This is a genomic window from Marinomonas foliarum (assembly GCF_016906065.1).
Classification (GTDB): Bacteria; Pseudomonadota; Gammaproteobacteria; order Pseudomonadales; family Marinomonadaceae; genus Marinomonas; species Marinomonas foliarum.
Window position 1 is genome coordinate 1,165,764 of the sequence record NZ_CP070273.1, and the last position, 20,133, is coordinate 1,185,896.

18 protein-coding genes are annotated in these 20,133 nt (G+C 43.3%); 8 read left to right on the forward strand and 10 right to left on the reverse strand.

What is annotated here, in order from left to right:
• Positions 1-78 precede the first annotated feature (78 nt).
• Positions 79-3,009, reverse strand: a complete 2,931-nt coding sequence (glnE, locus tag JSY38_RS05395) for a bifunctional [glutamate--ammonia ligase]-adenylyl-L-tyrosine phosphorylase/[glutamate--ammonia-ligase] adenylyltransferase (protein WP_205115709.1) — start codon at positions 3,007-3,009, stop codon at positions 79-81.
• A gap of 51 nt (positions 3,010-3,060) precedes the next feature.
• The gene (locus tag JSY38_RS05400) at positions 3,061-4,002 is read right to left on the reverse strand and encodes a CYTH domain-containing protein (protein WP_205115710.1); all 942 of its coding nucleotides are present in this window, start codon (positions 4,000-4,002) and stop codon (positions 3,061-3,063) included.
• Between the two features lie 131 nt (positions 4,003-4,133).
• Here JSY38_RS05400 and argE point away from each other — a divergent pair, with 131 nt between their 5' ends.
• A complete protein-coding gene (gene argE / locus JSY38_RS05405) occupies positions 4,134-5,309 on the forward strand; it encodes an acetylornithine deacetylase (RefSeq protein WP_205115711.1) in 1,176 nt (391 codons plus the stop codon).
• Entirely contained in the window at positions 5,299-6,621 is a 1,323-nt protein-coding gene (gene argA / locus JSY38_RS05410; RefSeq protein ID WP_114410646.1) for an amino-acid N-acetyltransferase, read from the forward strand. Before argE ends, argA begins: the two co-directional genes overlap by 11 nt.
• 73 nt (positions 6,622-6,694) lie before the next feature.
• Here argA and JSY38_RS05415 read toward each other — a convergent pair whose 3' ends face one another.
• The 6 genes from JSY38_RS05415 to rpoE form a co-directional block, all read right to left on the reverse strand.
• Positions 6,695-7,120 (reverse strand): chemotaxis protein CheW, encoded by a 426-nt coding sequence (locus tag JSY38_RS05415; protein ID WP_205115715.1) that lies wholly within the window; start codon positions 7,118-7,120, stop codon positions 6,695-6,697.
• Between the two features lie 151 nt (positions 7,121-7,271).
• Positions 7,272-8,681: a DegQ family serine endoprotease gene (locus JSY38_RS05420; RefSeq protein ID WP_205115717.1), complete on the reverse strand. Its 1,410-nt coding sequence runs from the start codon at positions 8,679-8,681 to the stop codon at positions 7,272-7,274.
• Positions 8,682-8,742: 61 nt separating this feature from the next.
• Positions 8,743-9,210, reverse strand: a complete 468-nt coding sequence (locus tag JSY38_RS05425) for a SoxR reducing system RseC family protein (RefSeq protein WP_114410643.1) — start codon at positions 9,208-9,210, stop codon at positions 8,743-8,745.
• On the reverse strand, positions 9,203-10,174 hold the full coding sequence (locus JSY38_RS05430) for a MucB/RseB C-terminal domain-containing protein (protein ID WP_205115720.1): 972 nt from the start codon (positions 10,172-10,174) through the stop codon (positions 9,203-9,205). The genes JSY38_RS05425 and JSY38_RS05430 overlap by 8 nt, the downstream gene beginning before the upstream one ends.
• 3 nt (positions 10,175-10,177) lie before the next feature.
• Positions 10,178-10,855, reverse strand: coding sequence for a sigma-E factor negative regulatory protein (locus tag JSY38_RS05435; protein ID WP_239544369.1), 678 nt, complete (start codon positions 10,853-10,855; stop codon positions 10,178-10,180).
• A gap of 2 nt (positions 10,856-10,857) precedes the next feature.
• Positions 10,858-11,445 carry an RNA polymerase sigma factor RpoE gene (rpoE, locus tag JSY38_RS05440; RefSeq protein WP_205115722.1) on the reverse strand — a complete coding sequence of 196 codons (588 nt, stop codon included), beginning with the start codon at positions 11,443-11,445 and terminating at the stop codon, positions 10,858-10,860.
• Positions 11,446-11,677: 232 nt separating this feature from the next.
• Here rpoE and nadB point away from each other — a divergent pair, with 232 nt between their 5' ends.
• Positions 11,678-13,294 (forward strand): L-aspartate oxidase, encoded by a 1,617-nt coding sequence (gene nadB / locus JSY38_RS05445; RefSeq protein ID WP_205115724.1) that lies wholly within the window; start codon positions 11,678-11,680, stop codon positions 13,292-13,294.
• Here nadB and JSY38_RS05450 read toward each other — a convergent pair.
• Positions 13,284-13,664 carry a hypothetical protein gene (locus JSY38_RS05450; protein WP_205115725.1) on the reverse strand — a complete coding sequence of 127 codons (381 nt, stop codon included), beginning with the start codon at positions 13,662-13,664 and terminating at the stop codon, positions 13,284-13,286. The genes nadB and JSY38_RS05450 overlap by 11 nt on opposite strands.
• Positions 13,665-13,713: 49 nt before the next feature.
• Positions 13,714-13,989 (reverse strand): FAD assembly factor SdhE, encoded by a 276-nt coding sequence (locus tag JSY38_RS05455; protein ID WP_114410638.1) that lies wholly within the window; start codon positions 13,987-13,989, stop codon positions 13,714-13,716.
• A gap of 323 nt (positions 13,990-14,312) precedes the next feature.
• Between JSY38_RS05455 and JSY38_RS05460 the strand changes: the two genes are divergently transcribed.
• From JSY38_RS05460 to JSY38_RS05480, 5 genes are all read left to right on the forward strand, one after another.
• The gene (locus JSY38_RS05460; RefSeq protein ID WP_205115727.1) at positions 14,313-15,632 is read left to right on the forward strand and encodes an ABC transporter substrate-binding protein; all 1,320 of its coding nucleotides are present in this window, start codon (positions 14,313-14,315) and stop codon (positions 15,630-15,632) included.
• A 106-nt stretch (positions 15,633-15,738) separates the two neighbouring features.
• The gene (locus JSY38_RS05465; RefSeq protein WP_114410636.1) at positions 15,739-16,599 is read left to right on the forward strand and encodes a carbohydrate ABC transporter permease; all 861 of its coding nucleotides are present in this window, start codon (positions 15,739-15,741) and stop codon (positions 16,597-16,599) included.
• A gap of 10 nt (positions 16,600-16,609) precedes the next feature.
• Positions 16,610-17,440, forward strand: a complete 831-nt coding sequence (locus JSY38_RS05470) for a carbohydrate ABC transporter permease (protein ID WP_114410635.1) — start codon at positions 16,610-16,612, stop codon at positions 17,438-17,440.
• 18 nt (positions 17,441-17,458) lie between these two features.
• On the forward strand, positions 17,459-18,553 hold the full coding sequence (locus JSY38_RS05475; protein WP_114410634.1) for an ABC transporter ATP-binding protein: 1,095 nt from the start codon (positions 17,459-17,461) through the stop codon (positions 18,551-18,553).
• A gap of 1 nt (position 18,554) precedes the next feature.
• Positions 18,555-19,985, forward strand: a complete 1,431-nt coding sequence (locus JSY38_RS05480) for a mannitol dehydrogenase family protein (protein ID WP_205115729.1) — start codon at positions 18,555-18,557, stop codon at positions 19,983-19,985.
• Positions 19,986-20,133: the final 148 nt, after the last annotated feature.

Genomic DNA, 20,133 nt, shown 5'->3' on the forward strand with positions numbered 1-20,133 from the left:
AAAAAACATCAATGTAATTAGTATAGCCAGAGAATAACATATTTACGAATGTCTTTTTGTAAACTGGATAAAATTCACTCAAACTCTCTGATCCGTAACAAAGCTATCCCAATATTGGCTGACCAAACTCTGATTACTGACCAGCTTTTCATTTTGAATGACTCGACTCTGCTGCTGCAAACTCAACCGATGAACAAAAGATCGATACAAAGTATAAGTGTCTGTCATCTTCTCTGCTTGTTCAGTGTCTAACAACCCAACACCGGCCGCCGCTTCTAACTGGCGAACATTATCAGAAAAACGCATGAGTTCAGGATACAGATGTGACCAAGCCAATACCAAGTACTGCACCATAAATTCAATATCTATAATACCACCAGCCCCCTGCTTAAGATCAAAGCCTTTTTCTTTACCACCGGTATCAAGATGAGCACGCATTTTTTCACGCATTTTAATCACTTCTGCTTTTAGTTCATTTCGATCTCGAACCGAAGCAATAACCTCTTTACGACAATCTTCAAACTTAGCCAGTAGATTAGACTCTCCAGCCAAACCGCGGGAGCGCGTCAAGGCTTGATGCTCCCAAACCCAAGCTTCTTTTTGTTGGTAATCTTGAAATGCTTCCAAACTAGAGACCAGCAAGCCTGAATTACCAGAAGGGCGTAATCGCATGTCCACTTCATACAAACGACCCGCTGCAGTAAAGCTAGTGATCATATGAATCAAGCGCTGCCCAAGTCGAGTATAGAAGGTTAAGTTGTCGATACTACGCTCACCATCTGTACTCCCTGTAGATTGTGCATCATGAATAAACACAAGATCCAAATCTGAATCGTAACCCAGCTCCCAGCCACCTGATTTTCCGTAACCAATAATTGCTAATTGTGGTGTATAAGCTGCTTCACCTTGGCTTACAGGGAAGCCATGCTTCTTCGTCAAATATTGCCAAGACTGCTGTAACACCTGATCAAGAAGAACTTCTGCCAACCAAGTTAAGTGATCACTCACTTTCATGACAGGTAATATCTCGGTGATATCGCACGCTGCGATTCGTAAAATAATAGAACGCCTAAAGCGACGCATAGCGTCCATTTGCGCTTCCTCATCCTCTTCCGGCAAGCGCAATAATATCTGCTGAAGCTCTTCAGCTAGCATAGCCTTATCTGGTGGAGAAAATAATGTATTAGCGTCTAACAGTTCATCTAACAATGCTGGCGTTGTCGAAATTGCCTCGGTAAACCAAACACTTTCTCGACATAAACGAATCAGATGAGTCAGCGCGGTTTGATTTTCACATAGCAGTACCAAATAAGCCGTTCGGCGCAATACCGCTTCTAATATAGGAAAAACACGCTCTAACACTAAATCAGGATTAGCTTCATCCATTAATTTCGTTATGAGTGCAGCTAAAAATACAGCAAGTCGTTCATGACCAATGGGTTGCATGTACACTACGGTGCGTGAGCTAAGCAATTGTGAGATTCGTACAATAGCTGCCTCTTGATCTTGCCACATAATCAGTTCAATGGCGTCTTCAATGGCTTCTTTATCTTCTGGATGCTTGATCAATAAACGCCATGTTTCTTGGCTCTTAACCTCTTCACTACTTTCATTACCGTCGTCGATTAATGCCACAAAAGAGCGATGAACATTGTTACGCACTTCCCATAGGCGTTCATCTAACGCCTCCCAAGAAGGAAACCCAACCAGCAAGGCTATGCGTGTACGCGCTCTTTCATCTTCGGGCAATAATTGAGTTTGCTCGTCATTCACGGCTTGCAAAGCATGCTCGGTTCGACGTAAAAGCAAATACGCTTCACGTAACTGCTCGACTTCCTCAGCAGGCAAATAATCCTGCTTAACAAGGTAAGGCAAGACTTTCATCAAGGCGGGTGTTTGCAACTTCTGATCTCGACCACCATGTAGAATCTGCAAAGCTTGAGCTATAAACTCCACTTCGCGAATGCCGCCCTCGCCTAGTTTAATATTATGCTCTATGCCTTTACGGCGAACTTCCTTTGCGATCATTTGCTTAAGATCTCGCAGCGCTCCTATTGCACCAAAATCTAAATACTTGCGATAAACAAAAGGCTTTCGTAACGCTTCGAATTCACAAACATCCAATGCGCTTCCTGCCATAACCCGGGCTTTGATCATGGCGTAGCGCTCCCAATCTCGGCCTTGATCTTGGTAATAATTCTCTAGAGAGTCCATATTCAAAACCAAGGCACCAGACTGACCAAACGGCCGCAAGCGCATGTCGACTCTAAATACAAAGCCATCAGCACTTACCTGATCCAAATGCTGAATCAGTTTTTGACCTAACTTAGTAAAGTATTCTTGGTGAGATAAACTTTTTTTACCGCCTTGAGTATCACCATGTTCACGGAACGCAAAAATGAGATCAATGTCGGAAGACAGGTTTAACTCATTGCCCCCCAATTTCCCCATACCAATCACAATCATTGACTGAGGTTGGCTGTTGCTATCCAATACCTGACCATACAAGGCAAGGTAGTGCTGCGTTGTCCATTGCAAGCTGGCGTTAACACAGGCATCGGCTAAACCGCTTAGGCGCGACGTTAGCTCGGTCAATGTTAGTTGCTGCTGAATATCCAAGGCGATCAGTCGCACCATCCACCATTGTCGATACAAACGTAAACGCTTAATAAAACTAGCTTCGTCCAATGGCTCCAATGATTCTGTTGGGCAAGCCTTCGCTTCACATGAAAAAAACACTTCACCTGCCATCAACGCTTCTACTGATGGCTTTTCAGGTAATTCGTTAAGCGTTAATAGATCATCTAACCAATGAGGAAAGCGGGTAAACTGCTGATGCAAATACTCACTCAAAATCCACAATGGCTCTAATGTCTCAATTTGCTCTTGGCTTAATGCATCAAGGCCATGCCTTTCTCGTGCGTCTTGAACATGCTCCAATAACAATGAACGAGAAAGAGATTGCTCACAAAATATCGCGTAATTTGGGTTTAAATGAGGTGGTGTCACAGGGCTTCCTTACAACATTTTCTTTTTATTTTTTCGTTACAACATAGACCATTAAGCTTGGCTGTTTAACCATTGCCCGACAAGTAACATATTGACGCCAATGTTTGTCATGCCAGCTAACTGTTTTAACACAACAGATTCGTCTGCTAAATAAGGCATTAACTCATTATCTAACGCGGTTAATTGCTGCGCTAATGTGTCTGGTAAGCAGTTTTTCAACTGCGCCATAGAGTGACGGAATGGTTGCAAAAGCGCTTCATCCTCCATGAAATACATTGCCTCCCAATACACTAACCATACTTCATACCAATACGCCGCCAGCTCAATAGAGCTTGACGTCGCAAGTGGTTTATCAGGGAACTCTATCTGCCCATATTTCAAACGTACGCCTTTTTGAGCCTTAGAGACAATGCTCACTTGCACTGGAACCTGTTCAGCCAACTGCAGCGCAAATTGATATAAACCAGATTCGTTACCTTGCTTCAACTCCAACTCCAACTCGCAAATAGCGTCTTCACCATAGGGTGAGGTAACCAACCCTTGATCACAAACCACTTCCATCTTGGTTTCTTGGGATTGAATATTCCAAACTTGTCGCTCAAAGTCCGTACGATATACTTCTATCAGTTCACCAGCCCAAGACATATCCTGTAGGCTTTCTGGCAGAGGCACTTCACTCAATAGCGATAAATCTAATTGGTCATTAGGTAAAAACCACTCCCACTCTCCTCGGGCGTGCATGCCAATACGATTACTACCACGAGTTTTTACCGTTTGAATAAAGGTATTGTTCACCGCTCGGATACGTATTGCCACTCCCCCTTTCATGAGACTGGCGTCTTCAGTATCAAAATAGGCGTTCATCAAAGCCAAGGTTGGCTGACGAGATTGATCATCGGTATCAGAAAGCGCACAAATTTCATCAAGAAAATCACTTGCGCACTTGAGATAGTCTGACTGAAGCATTAACTTTAGCTCTAGCTCGGTAGCCATAATATACGAACCTCTAAAACCTTTGCTGTTGAGCAAACAGCAAAGAAAAAATAATGTGCGAGCAAGTGTACCAGATGCCTAGCGTACAGTAGTAATATTCGCTAATAACTCGGATTCAAGGAACACTTTCTATGCCCGCATTGCCTTCGCTCATTAGTATGATGTCTCAGCTTATTGCATCGCCTTCTATCAGTTGTAGTCAAGCTGATTGGGATCAGTCAAACAAAGGCGTTATTCAATTGCTTGAAAGTTGGCTCAATTCCCAAGGCTTTCAATGCGAAGTGATGCCTTTGCCAGACAATCCCAATAAATTCAATTTGATTGCGACGCTTGGCAGTGGAGATGGTGGTTTAGTATTATCCGGTCACACAGATACCGTCCCTTACGATAAAGGCCGCTGGAAATCAGACCCGTTCAAGCTGGAAGAGAGAGAGAAAAAACTTTACGGTCTTGGCAGCTGCGACATGAAAGGCTTCTTTGCCATTGTGATTGATACTGTTCGACAAATGCAGCTATCCAATTTAAAGCAGCCACTGATTATCCTGGCAACAGCTGACGAAGAGAGCTCTATGTCAGGCGCTAGAGCACTTGTAGATCAAGGCACATTAAAGGCTCGCTATGCACTAATAGGTGAACCCACATCATTAACTCCTATTTATGCCCACAAAGGCATTATGATGGAGCGAATCCAAGTCACAGGACAGTCTGGTCACTCCTCTAATCCATCACTGGGGAACAACGCGCTGGATGCCATGCACGATGTCATGTCAGAATTAATGTTATTTCGTCAGCAATTAAAAGCAAACTACCGTGATACCAGTTTTGTTATCGACTACCCAACAATGAATTTTGGCTGCATTCATGGCGGCGATAATCCGAATCGAATTTGTGGACGTTGTGAGCTTGAGTTTGATCTACGAGCCCTTCCAGGAATGAGTAATCAAGCACTCATGGCAGAAATTGCTGCCATACTTCCTCGTATCGAAGAACAAACAGGCACAATAATACAGTTAAATAGCTTATTTCCTGATGTTCCGTCTTTTTATACATCGGTCGAATCGGATATCATAAAAGCTTGTGAAGTCTTAACTAAACGCCAAGCAAGTACAGTGGCGTTTGCAACCGAAGGCTCCTTCCTAAATCAAATGGGAATGGAAACGTTGATTTTAGGGCCGGGCTCAATTGATCAGGCTCACCAGCCAAATGAATTTATGGCACTGGATCAAATTCAACCTATGCAAGAGGTAATTCGCGGTCTTATCGAGCGTTTCTGCCTTCAATTAAACGAGCAACAAAATGAGGAATAGCGTGCCTGAAGAATTCAACTATGTGGACTGGTTCCGCCATTCTTCCCCCTATATTAATGCCCATAGGGGAAAAACCTTCGTCATACTGATCCCAGGTGAGGCGGTTGAGTGTGCTCACTTTTCAAGCATTATTCATGACCTTGCTTTGCTGGATTCATTAGGAATCCGCCTTGTGTTAGTACAAGGTGCACGCCCACAAATTAGCCGAGTTTTAGCCAATCGTCGTTTAGTTAGCCATGTAGAAGACGATTACCGAGTGACACCGCAAGACCAATTATTAGATATTATTCAAGCCTCTGCGGCGGTGCGCGTTCAGCTGGAAGCTCAATTGTCTATGGGCCTTTCAAATACACCAATGGATGGCGCAAGACTAAAAGTTTGTAGTGGTAATTATGTTATCGCCAGGCCTTTGGGTGTCGTTGATGGCATTGATTACGGCCATACAGGTGAAGTTCGCCGTATTGATACAGAAGCCATTTTTCGCTTGCTTGAAGACGATAACATGGTGCTACTTCCACACCTTGGCTTTTCACCAACTGGTGAAGTATTTAACCTAAAAAGTGAAGACGTCGCTATTCAAGCAGCCACCCAACTAAAGGCTGACAAGCTTATTATTTACGCTGAAGAAGAAGGCGTCTTTAAAAGTGATGGTGAGCTTTACTCTGAGCTTTTGACAAAGGACGCAGAAGCCATTCTGAAAGAAAAGTCGCTCTCTAGCATTACCCACGCAGCGTTAGATGCCTGCGTGCAGGCGGTCCGCAAAGGCGTGCCGAGAGCGCATTTGATTTCGTACAATGAAAATGGTGGTTTGCTGCAAGAACTCTTCACTCGTGAAGGCTCAGGCACCATGATCGACGAAGACAGTTATGAACAACTGCGCCCAGCACATATTGATGATGTTGGCGGCATGATGGCATTGCTATCCCCGTTAGAAGAAAAAGGCATCTTGGTTAGACGATCACGCGAGCTGTTAGAAAATGAAATAGACCGCTTTATTGTCATCGAACGAGACGGTGCGATTGTCGCTTGTGCAGCTTTGTATCCTTTTGAACAAGAATATTCTGGTGAGTTAGCTTGTTTGGCCGTATCCCCAGACTATAGGGGATCTAACCGTGGTGAACGCTTACTAAAAGGCATAGAACAAGCTGCTAAGCGGCTTAATCTCTCAATGCTTTTTTTACTTACCACTCGAACAGCCCATTGGTTTATCGAACGAGGCTTTAGCGAAACAACATTGGCAAGTTTACCAACGCAAAAACAAGCGCTGTATAACTATCAACGTAACTCCAAAATCTTCGCTAAAAAATTGTAATACCTAAAAATTTACAAGTACAAAGTCATAAACGACCCAGAGAGCTTATCTCTAGGTCGTCATTGATTCTTATTCAGTCCAGTGCTTTACAGTAGTCACTAAACTCCACGAGAATATAAAGTTCTTTATTTAGCTGCACTGTACCTTGAATACAGTGATGGTCTCGGTACTCAAGGCCATTTGTATCCACATTTTGTGGTATATCCATCACCTGTTCGACTTCCTCAACCCGAACGCCAAAATGACCAGTAGGAAAATCCAATACAATAATATGACCTTCCTCCTCACATTCATTAGGGTCTAATTTCAACAGGTGCGTACCATACAAAACAGTGACCATATTCCCACGTACGTCAATCATTCCCTCTACGCCTTCGTTTGCACCGGGCACAGGTGCTGGAGACTGGTAACTCAGAACTTCTTTTACGTTAGAAAGAGAATGAATGTACCGCTCATCACCCAAACGAAAGCAGATCCCTTTCTCTACAACTTGCTCCACAACCTAACCTCCAAAACAATACGCCACTTAAATCAGACTTATTCTAAGTAAGTCATTTTGCTTATAAAAATAGTTACACGTCTAACCTTTATTAACAAGTTTTAGGCATAAAAAAAAGCGGCTCCATGGCCGCTTTTTCTATCTAATTACGCTATTCCATGATTTTGAACGGAATAAACATTGGGTAACCCTGCCTGATAACTCGCATTGGCACTGAACGCCCATTGGGAATATCTTTAGCAATACCAGTAAAATTCGCCACATTCTCAATGCGCTTTCCATTCAGCATGGTGATCACATCACCTGGTTGAAGTCCATTGCGTGCCGCTGTACCACCAAGCACTTGCTCAATGACAACGCCACCTTCAATTTCAAATTTCTTAGCCATGTCTGCTGGCACTTCTCCAACAATCATACCTAGACGGTTTTGATCTTGTTGCGATTGCGCAATGACTTTAGGGTCATTAGGGCGTGCTTCAAGCGTCACCGAGATAGTTTGTTCTTTACCATCTCGATATACTCTGGCATCAACTTTTTCACCCGCCTTCATTTGCCCTACAATATAAGGCAGCTCACCAGAATGCGCGATAGATTCACCATTAAATTTCAAGATAATATCGCCTGATCTTAAGCCTGATTTCTCTGCTGGTGAATCAGGTAATACGCGACTGATTAAAGCACCGTTTGATCTGTCTAAACCAAATGATTCAGCCAGTTCATTATTTACATCCTGAATCAGTACGCCCAGCCAAGCGCGAGAAACCTTACCATCGCTCTTCAGCTGATCAACCACAGACATGGCAACTTTAGAAGGAATCGCAAATGACACGCCCATAAAGCCACCAGAACGAGTATAGATTTGCGAATTTATACCAACAACTTCACCATCTAAGTTAAACAAAGGGCCACCCGAGTTACCTGGGTTAATCGCCACATCTGTTTGAATAAAAGGCACATAGTTATCAGAGGGTAAATTTCGCCCTGTTGCACTGACAATACCGGCAGTAACCGTGTAGTCAAAACCAAATGGTGAGCCAATCGCTAATACCCACTGACCTGGTTTAAGCTTGTCTGAGTCGCCCATTTTTACAATAGGTAAATCATCGGCATCGATTTTCAGTAAGGCTAAATCGGTACGTGGATCGGTTCCAACTAACTTAGCAACATATTCACGACGATCGTTTAGACGCACATGAATAACATCTGCACCATCAATAACGTGGTTATTGGTCAAGACGTAACCATCATGTGAAACAATAAAACCAGAACCTAAAGAACTGCGCTGCCCTTGTTGTGGTGGCGCTTGCTGTCCGAAAGGCTGCTGACCAAAGAAGTGCTTAAAGAACTCGTTAAGCTCTTCACTATTTGGCCCTAATTGCTGACCACTTTCGTTAGCCGTTTTTGTGGTAACAGCCTGTTCAGTACTGATATTCACGACAGCGGGGGACGCTTCTTCAACTAACTCGGTGAAGTCAGGCAGAGAAGCAGCATGAGAAAGCATTGAAGTCATCAAAAAAGTGCTGACTACGATCATGCTTACGTGTTTGAGCAATCTGTTCATTGATTGGTCTCCTTAAGACGTACCAAATTCATTACAGTGCCAGGTGAAGATCATTAGACATCTATGGCGTCACAACCAAAGGGATATGACCGTCATTAAGTGCCTCAATTCGTAAGATTTTTGGATAATAATCCAAGTTATGCATTTCTTTTTTCGACTTGTTACGCGCTAGCAATAAACCACCCGCGAAACCAATAATAGAGAAAATAACCGCAATCCCAGACTCGCCATTCCATAAGGATGGCAGAACAGCGCCACCGACTAAGCCAAGCAAAGGAATCAGATACATCCAAACAGATGCTTGTAGCAATGTATCTTCTGGAATACCAACTACAACACTTTGACCCACTTTCACATTAAAAGAGTCAATTGCTTTCATGCGCATTCTATTGGATGAAGAAACTTGCGCAATCGCATGATGACCACAGCCGTGACGCGCACGACAAGAAGTACAAGTGCTTGTTCGAATCGTTTCGACATCAGCAAACCCCTCTTCTATAGATAACACTTTTCCAGATTCTTCAATCATGCTCTGGCCTTGGCATAAATACGGTCATCAGTTTTTCAATTGTAGGCTCTGGTACTTCGCCCACCATAGTTAACAAATACAATTGATCTTTTACCTTGATACTACGCTCACCTGCAATGGTCGCCCCCATATTCAAAATCGACATGGATTTGGGTTTCATTGTTGGCTCAATAAACACGGAGACCGTTGTCATGCCATCTGATAGCAGCAGCATACTAGTACCATGATTCAAAGAACGCGCTTCAGGCCAAACTAAGGAAAATCCCTTAGGCAGCCAATCGAATTGCCAAAGGTTTTTAACTCGTCTTGGCGGTGTATCAACAACAGACTCTGCGTAACTACCCTCTTTGGGGACAAAGTCTTTATCTTTCAAGTCTGGCGCAAAGTTAACAGAAGTAAATTGGATTCTTTCTAATAACTTACCGTCTTTTTTCATCATGTCATGCTTTAAAAGAAAGTGGTTTTCTTCATCTAGCCAAAACTGATGTCCGTAGCGATATTGATCCTTCGGTACAAGCTTTACAGCGACCACTTTACGGCCAGCAATCCGGCTTATATTGTCACTAATCACCATTTCGTAGCCTTTAATAAGTCGATCACTTTCAACGTCTTTAAAGCGTCTAAAAGGCGGTATCAGTGGAGCACGCGTATTGGCAACCATTGCATTAGGGTAGACAGAAATTATTTTGTCATCAATGCGTAAAACTTCGATTTTGTCACCATCTAAATCCACTAAACTTTCATATTCAACGCCATTCATCAGACCATGGCGAACACGCATACTGTTCATATTCATAGCTTCAGAATGCACAAAAACGCCATCATAACTAAGTGTCGAAAATGACTGAGTCATACTTCTTAACAAATGCAGAGCATCTGGCGATTTATTACCTGCCAAGCTCGTTCCTGAGATAATAAGACACAGTACCGTGAAAAAAATGTGAAATGGCGAAATCAATTTCATAAATTACTCTTTTATCGGGTAACTAACGACACGGGCCATAGGAATCATGCCTTGACCTACTGTCATTGTCGCTTGCTCAGCATGCTGTCTAAGGTAATGCTGTAACTTCACATTATCGAACTGCAATGCTTCGCCGTCTAATTCTGCTAAAGGCGTCACTACCATATCAGGCAAAGACGAACGAACATCCGCTGTTAAATTTGGCGCTTGCGATTCTGTTGTTAACATTTCATTTCCAGCAAAGATAACGACAAACGTTACGCTGGCTGCAATTGCTACACTAGACAGTGCCATGCGCCAAGCTGGTCGAGAAGCGTGCTTACTTTCTGTAGGTAACACAAAAGGTAGCAGGTTGCTTTCCTCTGAATTGTCTTGCACATCTGAAAAAGAGGCGTCGACATCCAATTCAGCTCGAATACGAGACAACAAACCCCCTTCAAGTCCAACGGCTACGGATGACTCTTTATGAAGTGTTTGTTGAATCAAGTGAAAGTTTTCTAACTGTCGGCTTATATCGTTACTGTCTGCGTTTAATAAACACTCTAAATCCTGCTCTGTTGCCTCGCCATCGAACATAGCGGACAGGCTTGGGAGCACGTCAGGGTAACCATTCACATCTAGGGAGTTACCTTTCTCTCGGGAGCTATGATTTTCTGATAAATCATCATTTAAAGCTTTCATCTTTACTCTCCTGACCCCGTCAAGGGACGTATGTGTTTTTCTACCGCCTCTCGAGCACGAAAAATACGTGAGCGAACCGTCCCCACAGGACAGTCCATAATCAACGAAATATCTTCATAACTCAGGCCATCAAACTCTCGTAGTGTTAATGCACTGCGCAACTCTTCTGGCAATTGTTGAATGGCATAATGAATCGCTTTTTCAAGGCGATCACTGTTTAATTTAGCTTCAGGTGTGTCTATATCCGCTAAGGACTCATAGACGCTGAATACTTCTTCATTATCCAGCTCAACATCAGATTCAGGCGGACGACGAGAACGGCTGACTAGGTAGTTTTTTGCTGTATTGACAGCAATACGATACAACCAAGTATAAAAAGCACTTTCCCCACGAAAACTTCCAATCGCTCGATACGCCTTTATAAAGCTATCTTGAGCTACGTCTAATACTTCACTTCTGTCTTGTACATAACGTCCAATTAAGCCAATCACCTTATATTGATATTTGACTACAAGTAGATCGAAAGCCCGCTTGTCGCCCTGCTGTACTTTTTCAACTAACGCCTGATCTGAAGACGTTTCGTGCTGCATAGGCACCTCATGTAAAAAAACCTGTTCGTCTGCGCCTTTGCTACTTAAAGAGAAGACAACGCGCATCCCTTTGAGTTCCCGCTTGATAGTCTAAACAACCTGTTTAGACGAGAGAAAACGAACTCAAAACGACAAAGTATGATGAATATTCAAAATGTGATCTCAGAAAGTATTCACTATTCAGTAACAACAATAGTAACATTAATTTTTTAGTCATAATTAGATCAATACAATGAGCCGACATTACAAATACGACATCGTCATTATTGGCGCAGGCGCTGCTGGATTAACACTTGCTCTTGAGCTGGCTGACCAGCATCGTGTGGCAATTTTGACCAAGGCCGATATCCGTGAAGGCTCTACATTGTATGCACAAGGTGGCGTTGCTGCTGTATTGTCAGACAAAGACACCATAGATTCTCATATTGATGACACGATTGACGCTGGCGTTGAGCTTGGTGACCCGGATGCCATTCGCTTTACCGTTGAACATTCTAAAGAAAGTATTGACTGGCTAATAGATCAAGGCGTGCCATTCACCCGATACGGTGAAAGCGAAGAGTATCATCTAACAAAAGAAGGTGGTCATAGCCATAGACGCATTATCCATAGCGCAGACGCTACTGGATTGGCTATATCAAAAACTTTAATTAAAAATGCCAGCAAGCACCCAAATATCGATTTTTACCCCGATCGTGTTGCGATCGATGTCATTACCACGGACAAACTTGGCATTGACGGCCCTAATCGTGCTGTAGGTGTATACGCTTTAAATCTAGACGATGATGTCATCGAGGTCTTCCACGGCCAGTTTATCTCTTTGGCGTGTGGTGGCAGTAGCAAAGTTTATCTATACACCAGCAACCCTGACACTGCTTCTGGCGATGGTATTGCCATGGCATGGCGTGCAGGTTGCCGAGTAGCAAACATGGAGTTTAACCAATTCCATCCAACATGCCTTTACGACTCAAAAGCAAAAACCTTTTTGATATCTGAAGCTGTGCGTGGCGAAGGCGGTAAACTCTTGCTTCCAGATGGCTCTTCGTTCATGGCGAAGTTTGACAAGCGCAAAGAGCTAGCGCCTCGAGACATTGTTGCTCGTGCAATTGACCATGAAATGAAACGTCTCGGTATTCATCATGTTTTGCTAGATATATCTCATAAAGACCCTGAATTTATCAAAGAGCACTTCCCAACCATTTATAAACGCTGCTTGGAATACGGTCATGACATGACCAAAGGGCCGATTCCAGTCGTACCCGCTGCTCACTATACTTGCGGTGGTGTCGTGGTAAATCGCCACAGTGCAACCGATATAGACAACTTATACGCTATCGGCGAAACCGCTTATACAGGGCTTCATGGCGCAAACCGTCTTGCTAGTAACTCTTTACTAGAGTGTATTGTATTTGCCCGTTCAGCGGCTCACCATATATCCGAATACAAGCAAAAAACAAATGATGTAACCATTCCGGACTGGGATGAAACTAAAGTCACAAACTCAGATGAAGATGTGGTAATTACCCATAACTGGCAAGAATTGCGACGCTTTATGTGGGATTATGTTGGCATAGTCAGAACGGATAAACGCCTATTAAGAGCCAAACATCGTGTTGATTTATTGTTATCTGAGATTCAAGAGTTTTATACTAACTATAAGATTTCTAACGATTTACTCGAACTCCGAAACCTCGCTGTCGTGGCAGACTTAATTATACGTTCAGCCATGTCGCGCAAAGAAAGCCGAGGTTTGCATTTTACTCTGGATTACCCAGAAAAACTCGCCTCCAGTTCTCCAACGATACTCACACCCAAGCAAACAGATGAAGAAAAAGCGTCTAGTTTCTAGAACTAAAACGTTTTTTAGCCTCTTCACTGCGGCGCAGTAAAATTTGCTGTGCCGCGAAAGAGAGCAACGTATGGTATTCATCCAGCGGAACACTGTCTCGATAAATAACTCGGTAACTTGGCCAAATACTCGCAAGAAATGCCTGATCGGGATCCACTCTAGCAATCAATTGAAGATTGTTAGCGCGCACAAATATTAGCCTTTCATAACGTCCACGCTTAAATAAAAATGCACCCTGCTCACCAATCCCAACCAGTTGATTCTCTCTAAGAAATGCACGAACTAATAATATTATACAAAACAGTCCAACACCGACATAAAACAATGCCCGCCAAAAAGCGGGCATCCAAAAAACTTGCAGTAAAGCCATATAAGCCAGGACCGTCAACAGCCATAAGCTTAAACCGATCCAAGAGCGTTTAAGCTCGGTAGTTTTCAGGCTGAACACGAGTCAAAATAACATTAACAATGCGGGCATGATCTTCATCTTCTGGCACTTCACTTTGCATAAACCAAGGGAACAATTCCTGATCCTCACAGGTTAACAAACGAGTGAACCTCTGTTTATCTTCCTCTTCCAATGTCAGATACACATCCGATAAAAAAGGTTCAAGAAGAACATCAAGCTCTAACATGCCTCGACGACACTGCATTTTAAGACGTTTAAAACTCAATGATTCCACTGTTTCACTCATGACATAACCCCTTAACTAGAATGTCGCCATTATAGCCATTTATGTAAAAAAAACGAAAACGCCTCGGCATAGATTACTGACATTTGTCATGTAAAACCTTATTAGTCAAAGAGATAGCCCCATAAAAAGAACCGCAAAAGAGTATTATATTGACTCAATTACAGCCAATTAACACCAAATGAAACAAAATAGTACAATTATTGGCATATTATGTATTAACAGGTCAATTATTATATAACTTATATTGATAATCACTTGATAACCAATTATCAAGAATTAGGTACGACTATAAAAACAAAGAAACTCCAAACTGGGGGAAACCTATGAAACGCCTTACCAAGAATACCCTAACTTATGCGGTATCTATCACAGCAGCGATGACTGCTGCGAGTGCATTCTCTGCAACACAAATCACAGTGGCTACAGTAAATAACGGTCACATGATTGAAATGCAAAAACTGACTCCTGAATTTGAAAAAGCCAACCCAGGTATAAAAGTAAAATGGGTAACTTTGGAAGAAGGTGTGCTACGTCAAAACGTTACTCAAGACATTGCAAATGGCAGTGGACTCTATGACGTAATGACAATCGGTATGTATGAAGCGCCTATCTGGGGCGAGCGTGGTTGGCTACAAGCAGTAGACACAAGCGGAAACTACGATGAAAAAGATATTCTGCCATCTATTCGTGGCGGCCTATCTTATGACGGCACTATGTATGCAGCACCATTCTATGGCGAGAGCTCTATGGTTATGTACCGTAAAGACCTTGTTAAAGCCGCTGGAATGGAAATCAATGACCGTGACAGCTGGGAACATATTCGTGACGTCGCTGCTGCCGTTAATAACCCAGATGAAGGTATCTACGGAATTTGCTTACGTGGTAAAGCCGGCTGGGGTGACAACATGGCCTTTATGACTGCCATGGCAAACTCTTTTGGTGCTCGTTGGTTTGACGAAAACTGGAAGCCTCAGCTAGAAACTAGCGAATGGAAAGATGCCGTTAGCTTCTACGTTGATTTGTTAACAAAATATGGCCCTCCTGGCTCAAGCAGCAACAGCTTTAATGAAAACTTAGCATTATTCAACGAAGGCAAGTGCGGCATGTGGATTGATGCCACTATCGCGGCATCTTTCGTGACTGATCCTAAACAAAGTAAAGTAGCAGACAAAGTTGGTTTTGCACAATCACCTTACTCTGTTACCGAAAAAGGGGCTAACTGGCTATGGGCTTGGGCACTTGGTATTCCAGCTGCAACGAAAAATGCTGAAGCAGCACAGAAGTTTGTCCGCTGGGCAACCTCTAAGGAATACATTCAGCTAGTGGGTCAAAAGAATGGCTGGGCAGCCGTACCTACAGGTACGCGAACCAGCACATATGAAAACCCTAAGTTCCAAAAAGCTGCTGTCTTTGCTGACGCTGAATTGAAAGCTATTAATTCTGCGGATCCAACTGACAGTACATTAAAACCATCACCTTATGTTGGTGTGCAGTTTGCTGCTATCCCTGAGTTCCAAGCAATTGGGACAACAGCAGGTCAAATGATCTCAGGTGCATTATCTGGCTCTATGACAGTCGATCAAGCCTTGAAATCTGCCAATACCTCTGCAGATCGTCAAATGCGTCAAGCGGGTTATTACTAACCTTTTTTAAGCTCGACAAAGAAATAGGGCTGAAAAGCCCTATTTCTTACTTTTGATTCGTTCTATTTAAGAACAAGCACCCTGCTTATAATAAGAGAAACTCACCATGAAGCGCTCAATCACTCGCTTATTAATGGCACCATCAGTCATCATGCTTTTGGTTTGGATGATCATCCCATTATCCATGACCATTTATTTTTCAACCATTCGCTACAACTTATTGTACCCAGGTCAAAACAACTTTGTCGGCTGGATGAACTTTGAGTTTTTTATCACCGACCCCGGCTTCATTCCTGCGGTATCGAACACTCTCATTCTGTTACTCTCCGTTTTGATTATCACGGTGGTTGTAGGTGTGATGCTGTCCGCTTTGATTGATAAACCATTTTTTGGGCAAGGCATTGTCCGCGTTTTATTAATATCTCCTTTCTTCATCATGCCAACAGTCAATGCATTGATTTGGAAAAATATGATGATGAACCCTGTCTATGGCATTTTCGCATGGATATCTGAATCACTCGGCTTCGAGCCAATAGATTGGCTATCTAGTTATCCGTTGATGTCCGTCATTATCATGGTCAGCTGGCAGTGGCTGCCGTTTGCTATTTTAGTGTTTGTGACCGCTCTTCAATCCCAAGATACTGAGCAGAAAGAAGCCGCTCAAATGGACGGTGCTACAGGCTGGCACATCTTTCGCTACTTAACTATTCCACATCTTGCTCGCCCTATTGCTGTGGTAGTAATGATCGAAACCATCTTTTTGTTGGCTGTATTTGCTGAGATTTTCGTCTCAACAGGTGGCGGCCCAGGTTACGACAGTACCAACTTGGCGTATTTGATTTATAACCAAGCGCTTCTTCAATATGACGTTGGTGTGGCTTCTGCTGGTGGTTTGTTTGCCGTATTGCTTGCCAATATTGTAGCCATTTTCTTAATTCGTGCCGTTGGCAAAAACTTAACGGTGTGAGGTGAATACAATGACACTTAATCAACAACGTAAACTAAAAACCATTCTGACTGGCTTGTTCGCATGGACAGTCGCATTGGTGTTATTTTTCCCGATTTTTTGGATGTTTATCACCTCGTTCAAAACCGAATTGCAGGCGATTTCCGTGCCACCATCACTATTTTTTGAGCCCACACTGGATAACTTCCGAATTGTTCAGGAACGCAGTGATTACCTTCACCATGCTTGGAACTCAGTCGTTACGTCATTTGGTTCTACCATCATCGCTTTGATCATTGCCATCCCAGCGGCTTACTCCATGGCGTTTTTCCCTGGTAAACGCACCAAAGACATTCTGCTTTGGATGCTCTCTACCAAAATGCTTCCAGCCGTAGGTGTTTTGGTACCGATTTACATCCTTTGCCGAAACTATGGTTTATTGGACTCTAAAACAGCTTTGGTGATTATTTTCACCCTGATGAATTTGCCCATTATCGTTTGGATGCTGTTTTCTTACTTTAAAGATCTACCAAAAGAGATTCTAGAAGCAGCCCGCATGGACGGCGCCACACCTTGGGACGAAGTTGTCAAAGTCGTTTTACCGCTGTCCGTCGGTGCTATCTCGTCTACAGCTCTTTTGTCTATCGTACTTTGCTGGAACGAAGCATTCTGGTCTCTCAACTTAACCGCCTCCGATGCCGCGCCATTAACCGCGATGATCGCCTCTTACTCAAGCCCTGAGGGTTTGTTCTGGGCGAAGCTGTCTGCAGCCTCCACGCTTGCTTGCGCACCGATCGTCATTTTCGGTTGGTTCTGTCAAAAACAATTGGTCCAAGGCCTTACATTCGGCGCCGTAAAATAATTATTAGGAAGCTTTTTTATGACTTACTTAGCGATTACAGATCTACAAAAACATTACGACAATTACCATGCTCTTCGCGGTATCAACCTTTCTATTAGTGAAGGCGAATTCGTCGTCTTCGTTGGTCCTTCTGGCTGTGGTAAATCCACTTTGCTACGCACTATTGCTGGCCTTGAATCCAGCACAGGCGGAAGCATAGATCTAGATGGCAGAGACATTACTGAAGTCGCGTCATCAAAGCGTGACCTTGCCATGGTGTTCCAATCTTATGCGCTGTATCCACATATGACGGTAGCAGACAACCTGTCGTTTGCTCTCCGTCTTGCCAAAGTATCTGACGCGGAAATCAAAGACAAAGTCCGTTCAGTGTCGGCTTCTTTGCAACTTGATGCATTATTAGAGCGTAAACCGAAAGAACTATCTGGTGGTCAGCGTCAACGTGTTGCCATTGGCCGAGCTATCGTTCGCCAACCTAAAGTTTTCTTGTTTGATGAACCACTCTCTAACTTAGATGCAGCCCTTCGTGTGCAAATGCGTTTGGAGTTGGCTCGCCTACACAAAAAACTTGGCACTACCATGATTTATGTAACTCATGATCAGGTCGAAGCAATGACCTTGGCTGATCGCGTAGTTATTCTTAATGCAGGTCAGATAGAACAAGTCGGCACGCCATTAGAACTTTACCGCCAACCTAACAGCCGCTTTGTTGCAGAGTTCATTGGCACGCCAAAAATGAATCTCATCCCAGCTAATAGAATTGTGCGCAATGAAGACACGTTATCGATCGATTTATTAGGACAACAAATACCTTTCCCTGCTAACCGCTTGAAGGGACCGTTGCCGGACTCTGTTGTCATTGGCATTCGCCCAGAGCACATGTCCTTGGTGGAAACCGATGGAGATTTAACCGGACGCATTGAACTGGTTGAACATTTAGGTTCAGAGGCCTATGCCCATCTACAGCTGTCTAGTGATCAAACTATTATCATCAAAGCGCCCGCTCGAACAGAGCTAAAAGACGGTCAAGAAGTCAATATCAAAATTGATGTTTCAGAAATCATTTTGTTTAACGAAAGTGACCGTGTCATCTCTGTTATTCCAGAGGAAGCGTAATATGGCTAATTACTTACAAGCTTCCTCCAATGTGGAGCAGCTTTGCGTACAAAACTATGCTAAAGATGCTATTCAAGCAGGCATAGTCCACTTGGGAGTAGGCGCTTTTCACCGCGCCCACCAAGCTGTGTACATTGATCGACTGCTAGCTCATACCGCTCAACAAAACTGGGGGGTTATTGGCGTCAATATTCGCCCACAAGATAGTCAAGCTTTCGATCGTTTTATTAAGCAAAAAGGCGAATATATCTTAAAAACCATGGCTGCGGATGGCACAACGAATTACGAGCACATTCGCTCTATTGTTCAGCAAATTGACGGAGCGCAAGCACCGAAGAAAGTCGATGAGACACTTGCTGACGCTAAGATTCAACTCGTCACCTCCACTGTCACAGAGGGCGGTTACTACCTTGATGAAAACCGCCGTTTGATGCTTGAGCACCCAGCATTAAAGGCGGACATAGAAGGGGCACGTAACACTCTTTATGCTTTCTTATATGCAGGGCTTAAACTTCGCAGCGAAACGTCAAAAGCCAAAATTACGCTGCTGTGCTGCGATAACCTTCGCCATAATGGTGAATTGCTCAAAACCGGCCTGATGCAATTTTTAGAAGCTAAGAATGATTACTCTTTAGCAGCATGGGTTGCTGTCAATGTGTCTTTCCCTTGCTCTATGGTTGATCGTATTACGCCTAAGCCAAGCCAACAACATGTGGATGATGTTCGCGCCCGCTTTGGTGTTGATGATGATATGACCGTCATGGGCGAGGACTTTATTCAATGGGTAGTGGAAGACAATTTTGTAGGCGAAAAACCCGCTCTTGATCTAGTTGGTGTTCAATTCGTTGATAAGGTGGACCCGTTTGAAGAGGCGAAGATTCGTATTCTTAATGCTGGTCACACCTGTGTTACGTATCAAGCGGCATTAAAAGGTCTCACTTACTTTGATGAAGCCATGCGAGACGATGAATTAAAACAGTATTTTACAGACTTTATTCTGCAAGACTCGATTCCAGCTATTGGTGATTCAGTGGTGGATCTACCCGCTTATTTCGAAATTATTGCGCAGCGCTTTAGCAATGCCAATATTGGTGACACGGTTGAGCGTATTTGTACGGACGGTTATGCCAAGTTTCCGATTTTCGTTTTCCCAACACTGGAAGGCGTTTATCGCAAAGGCCGCACTCCGACAAAAACGATCCAAGGCATTGCTAGTTGGTTTACTTTTATGCAATTGTCGAATCAAGGCAAAGTAGCTACACCATATCATGAGCCAAACAAGGCCTCATTGGCTGCGTTTGGTAATGATGCTGCTGGTATTCAGGCTTTTGCTACAGATCGGTTCTTATGGGGTAACATACCAACTGAATTTCCTGATTTTGTTGTTCAGCTTACGCAAGCTATTCAGACAAATATGGAAAAGTATGCTTAGATAGAAGTATCTCTAATTCAAGAAATTAAGGTATTACAATTTAGTTATTACCTTAATTTTTTGAGTGCATTTTTATAAAAGAATAAGAACATAAAACAGCGCACGATGCAGAGACATCACCATCTTTCGCTGTTTGAGCGAGAATATT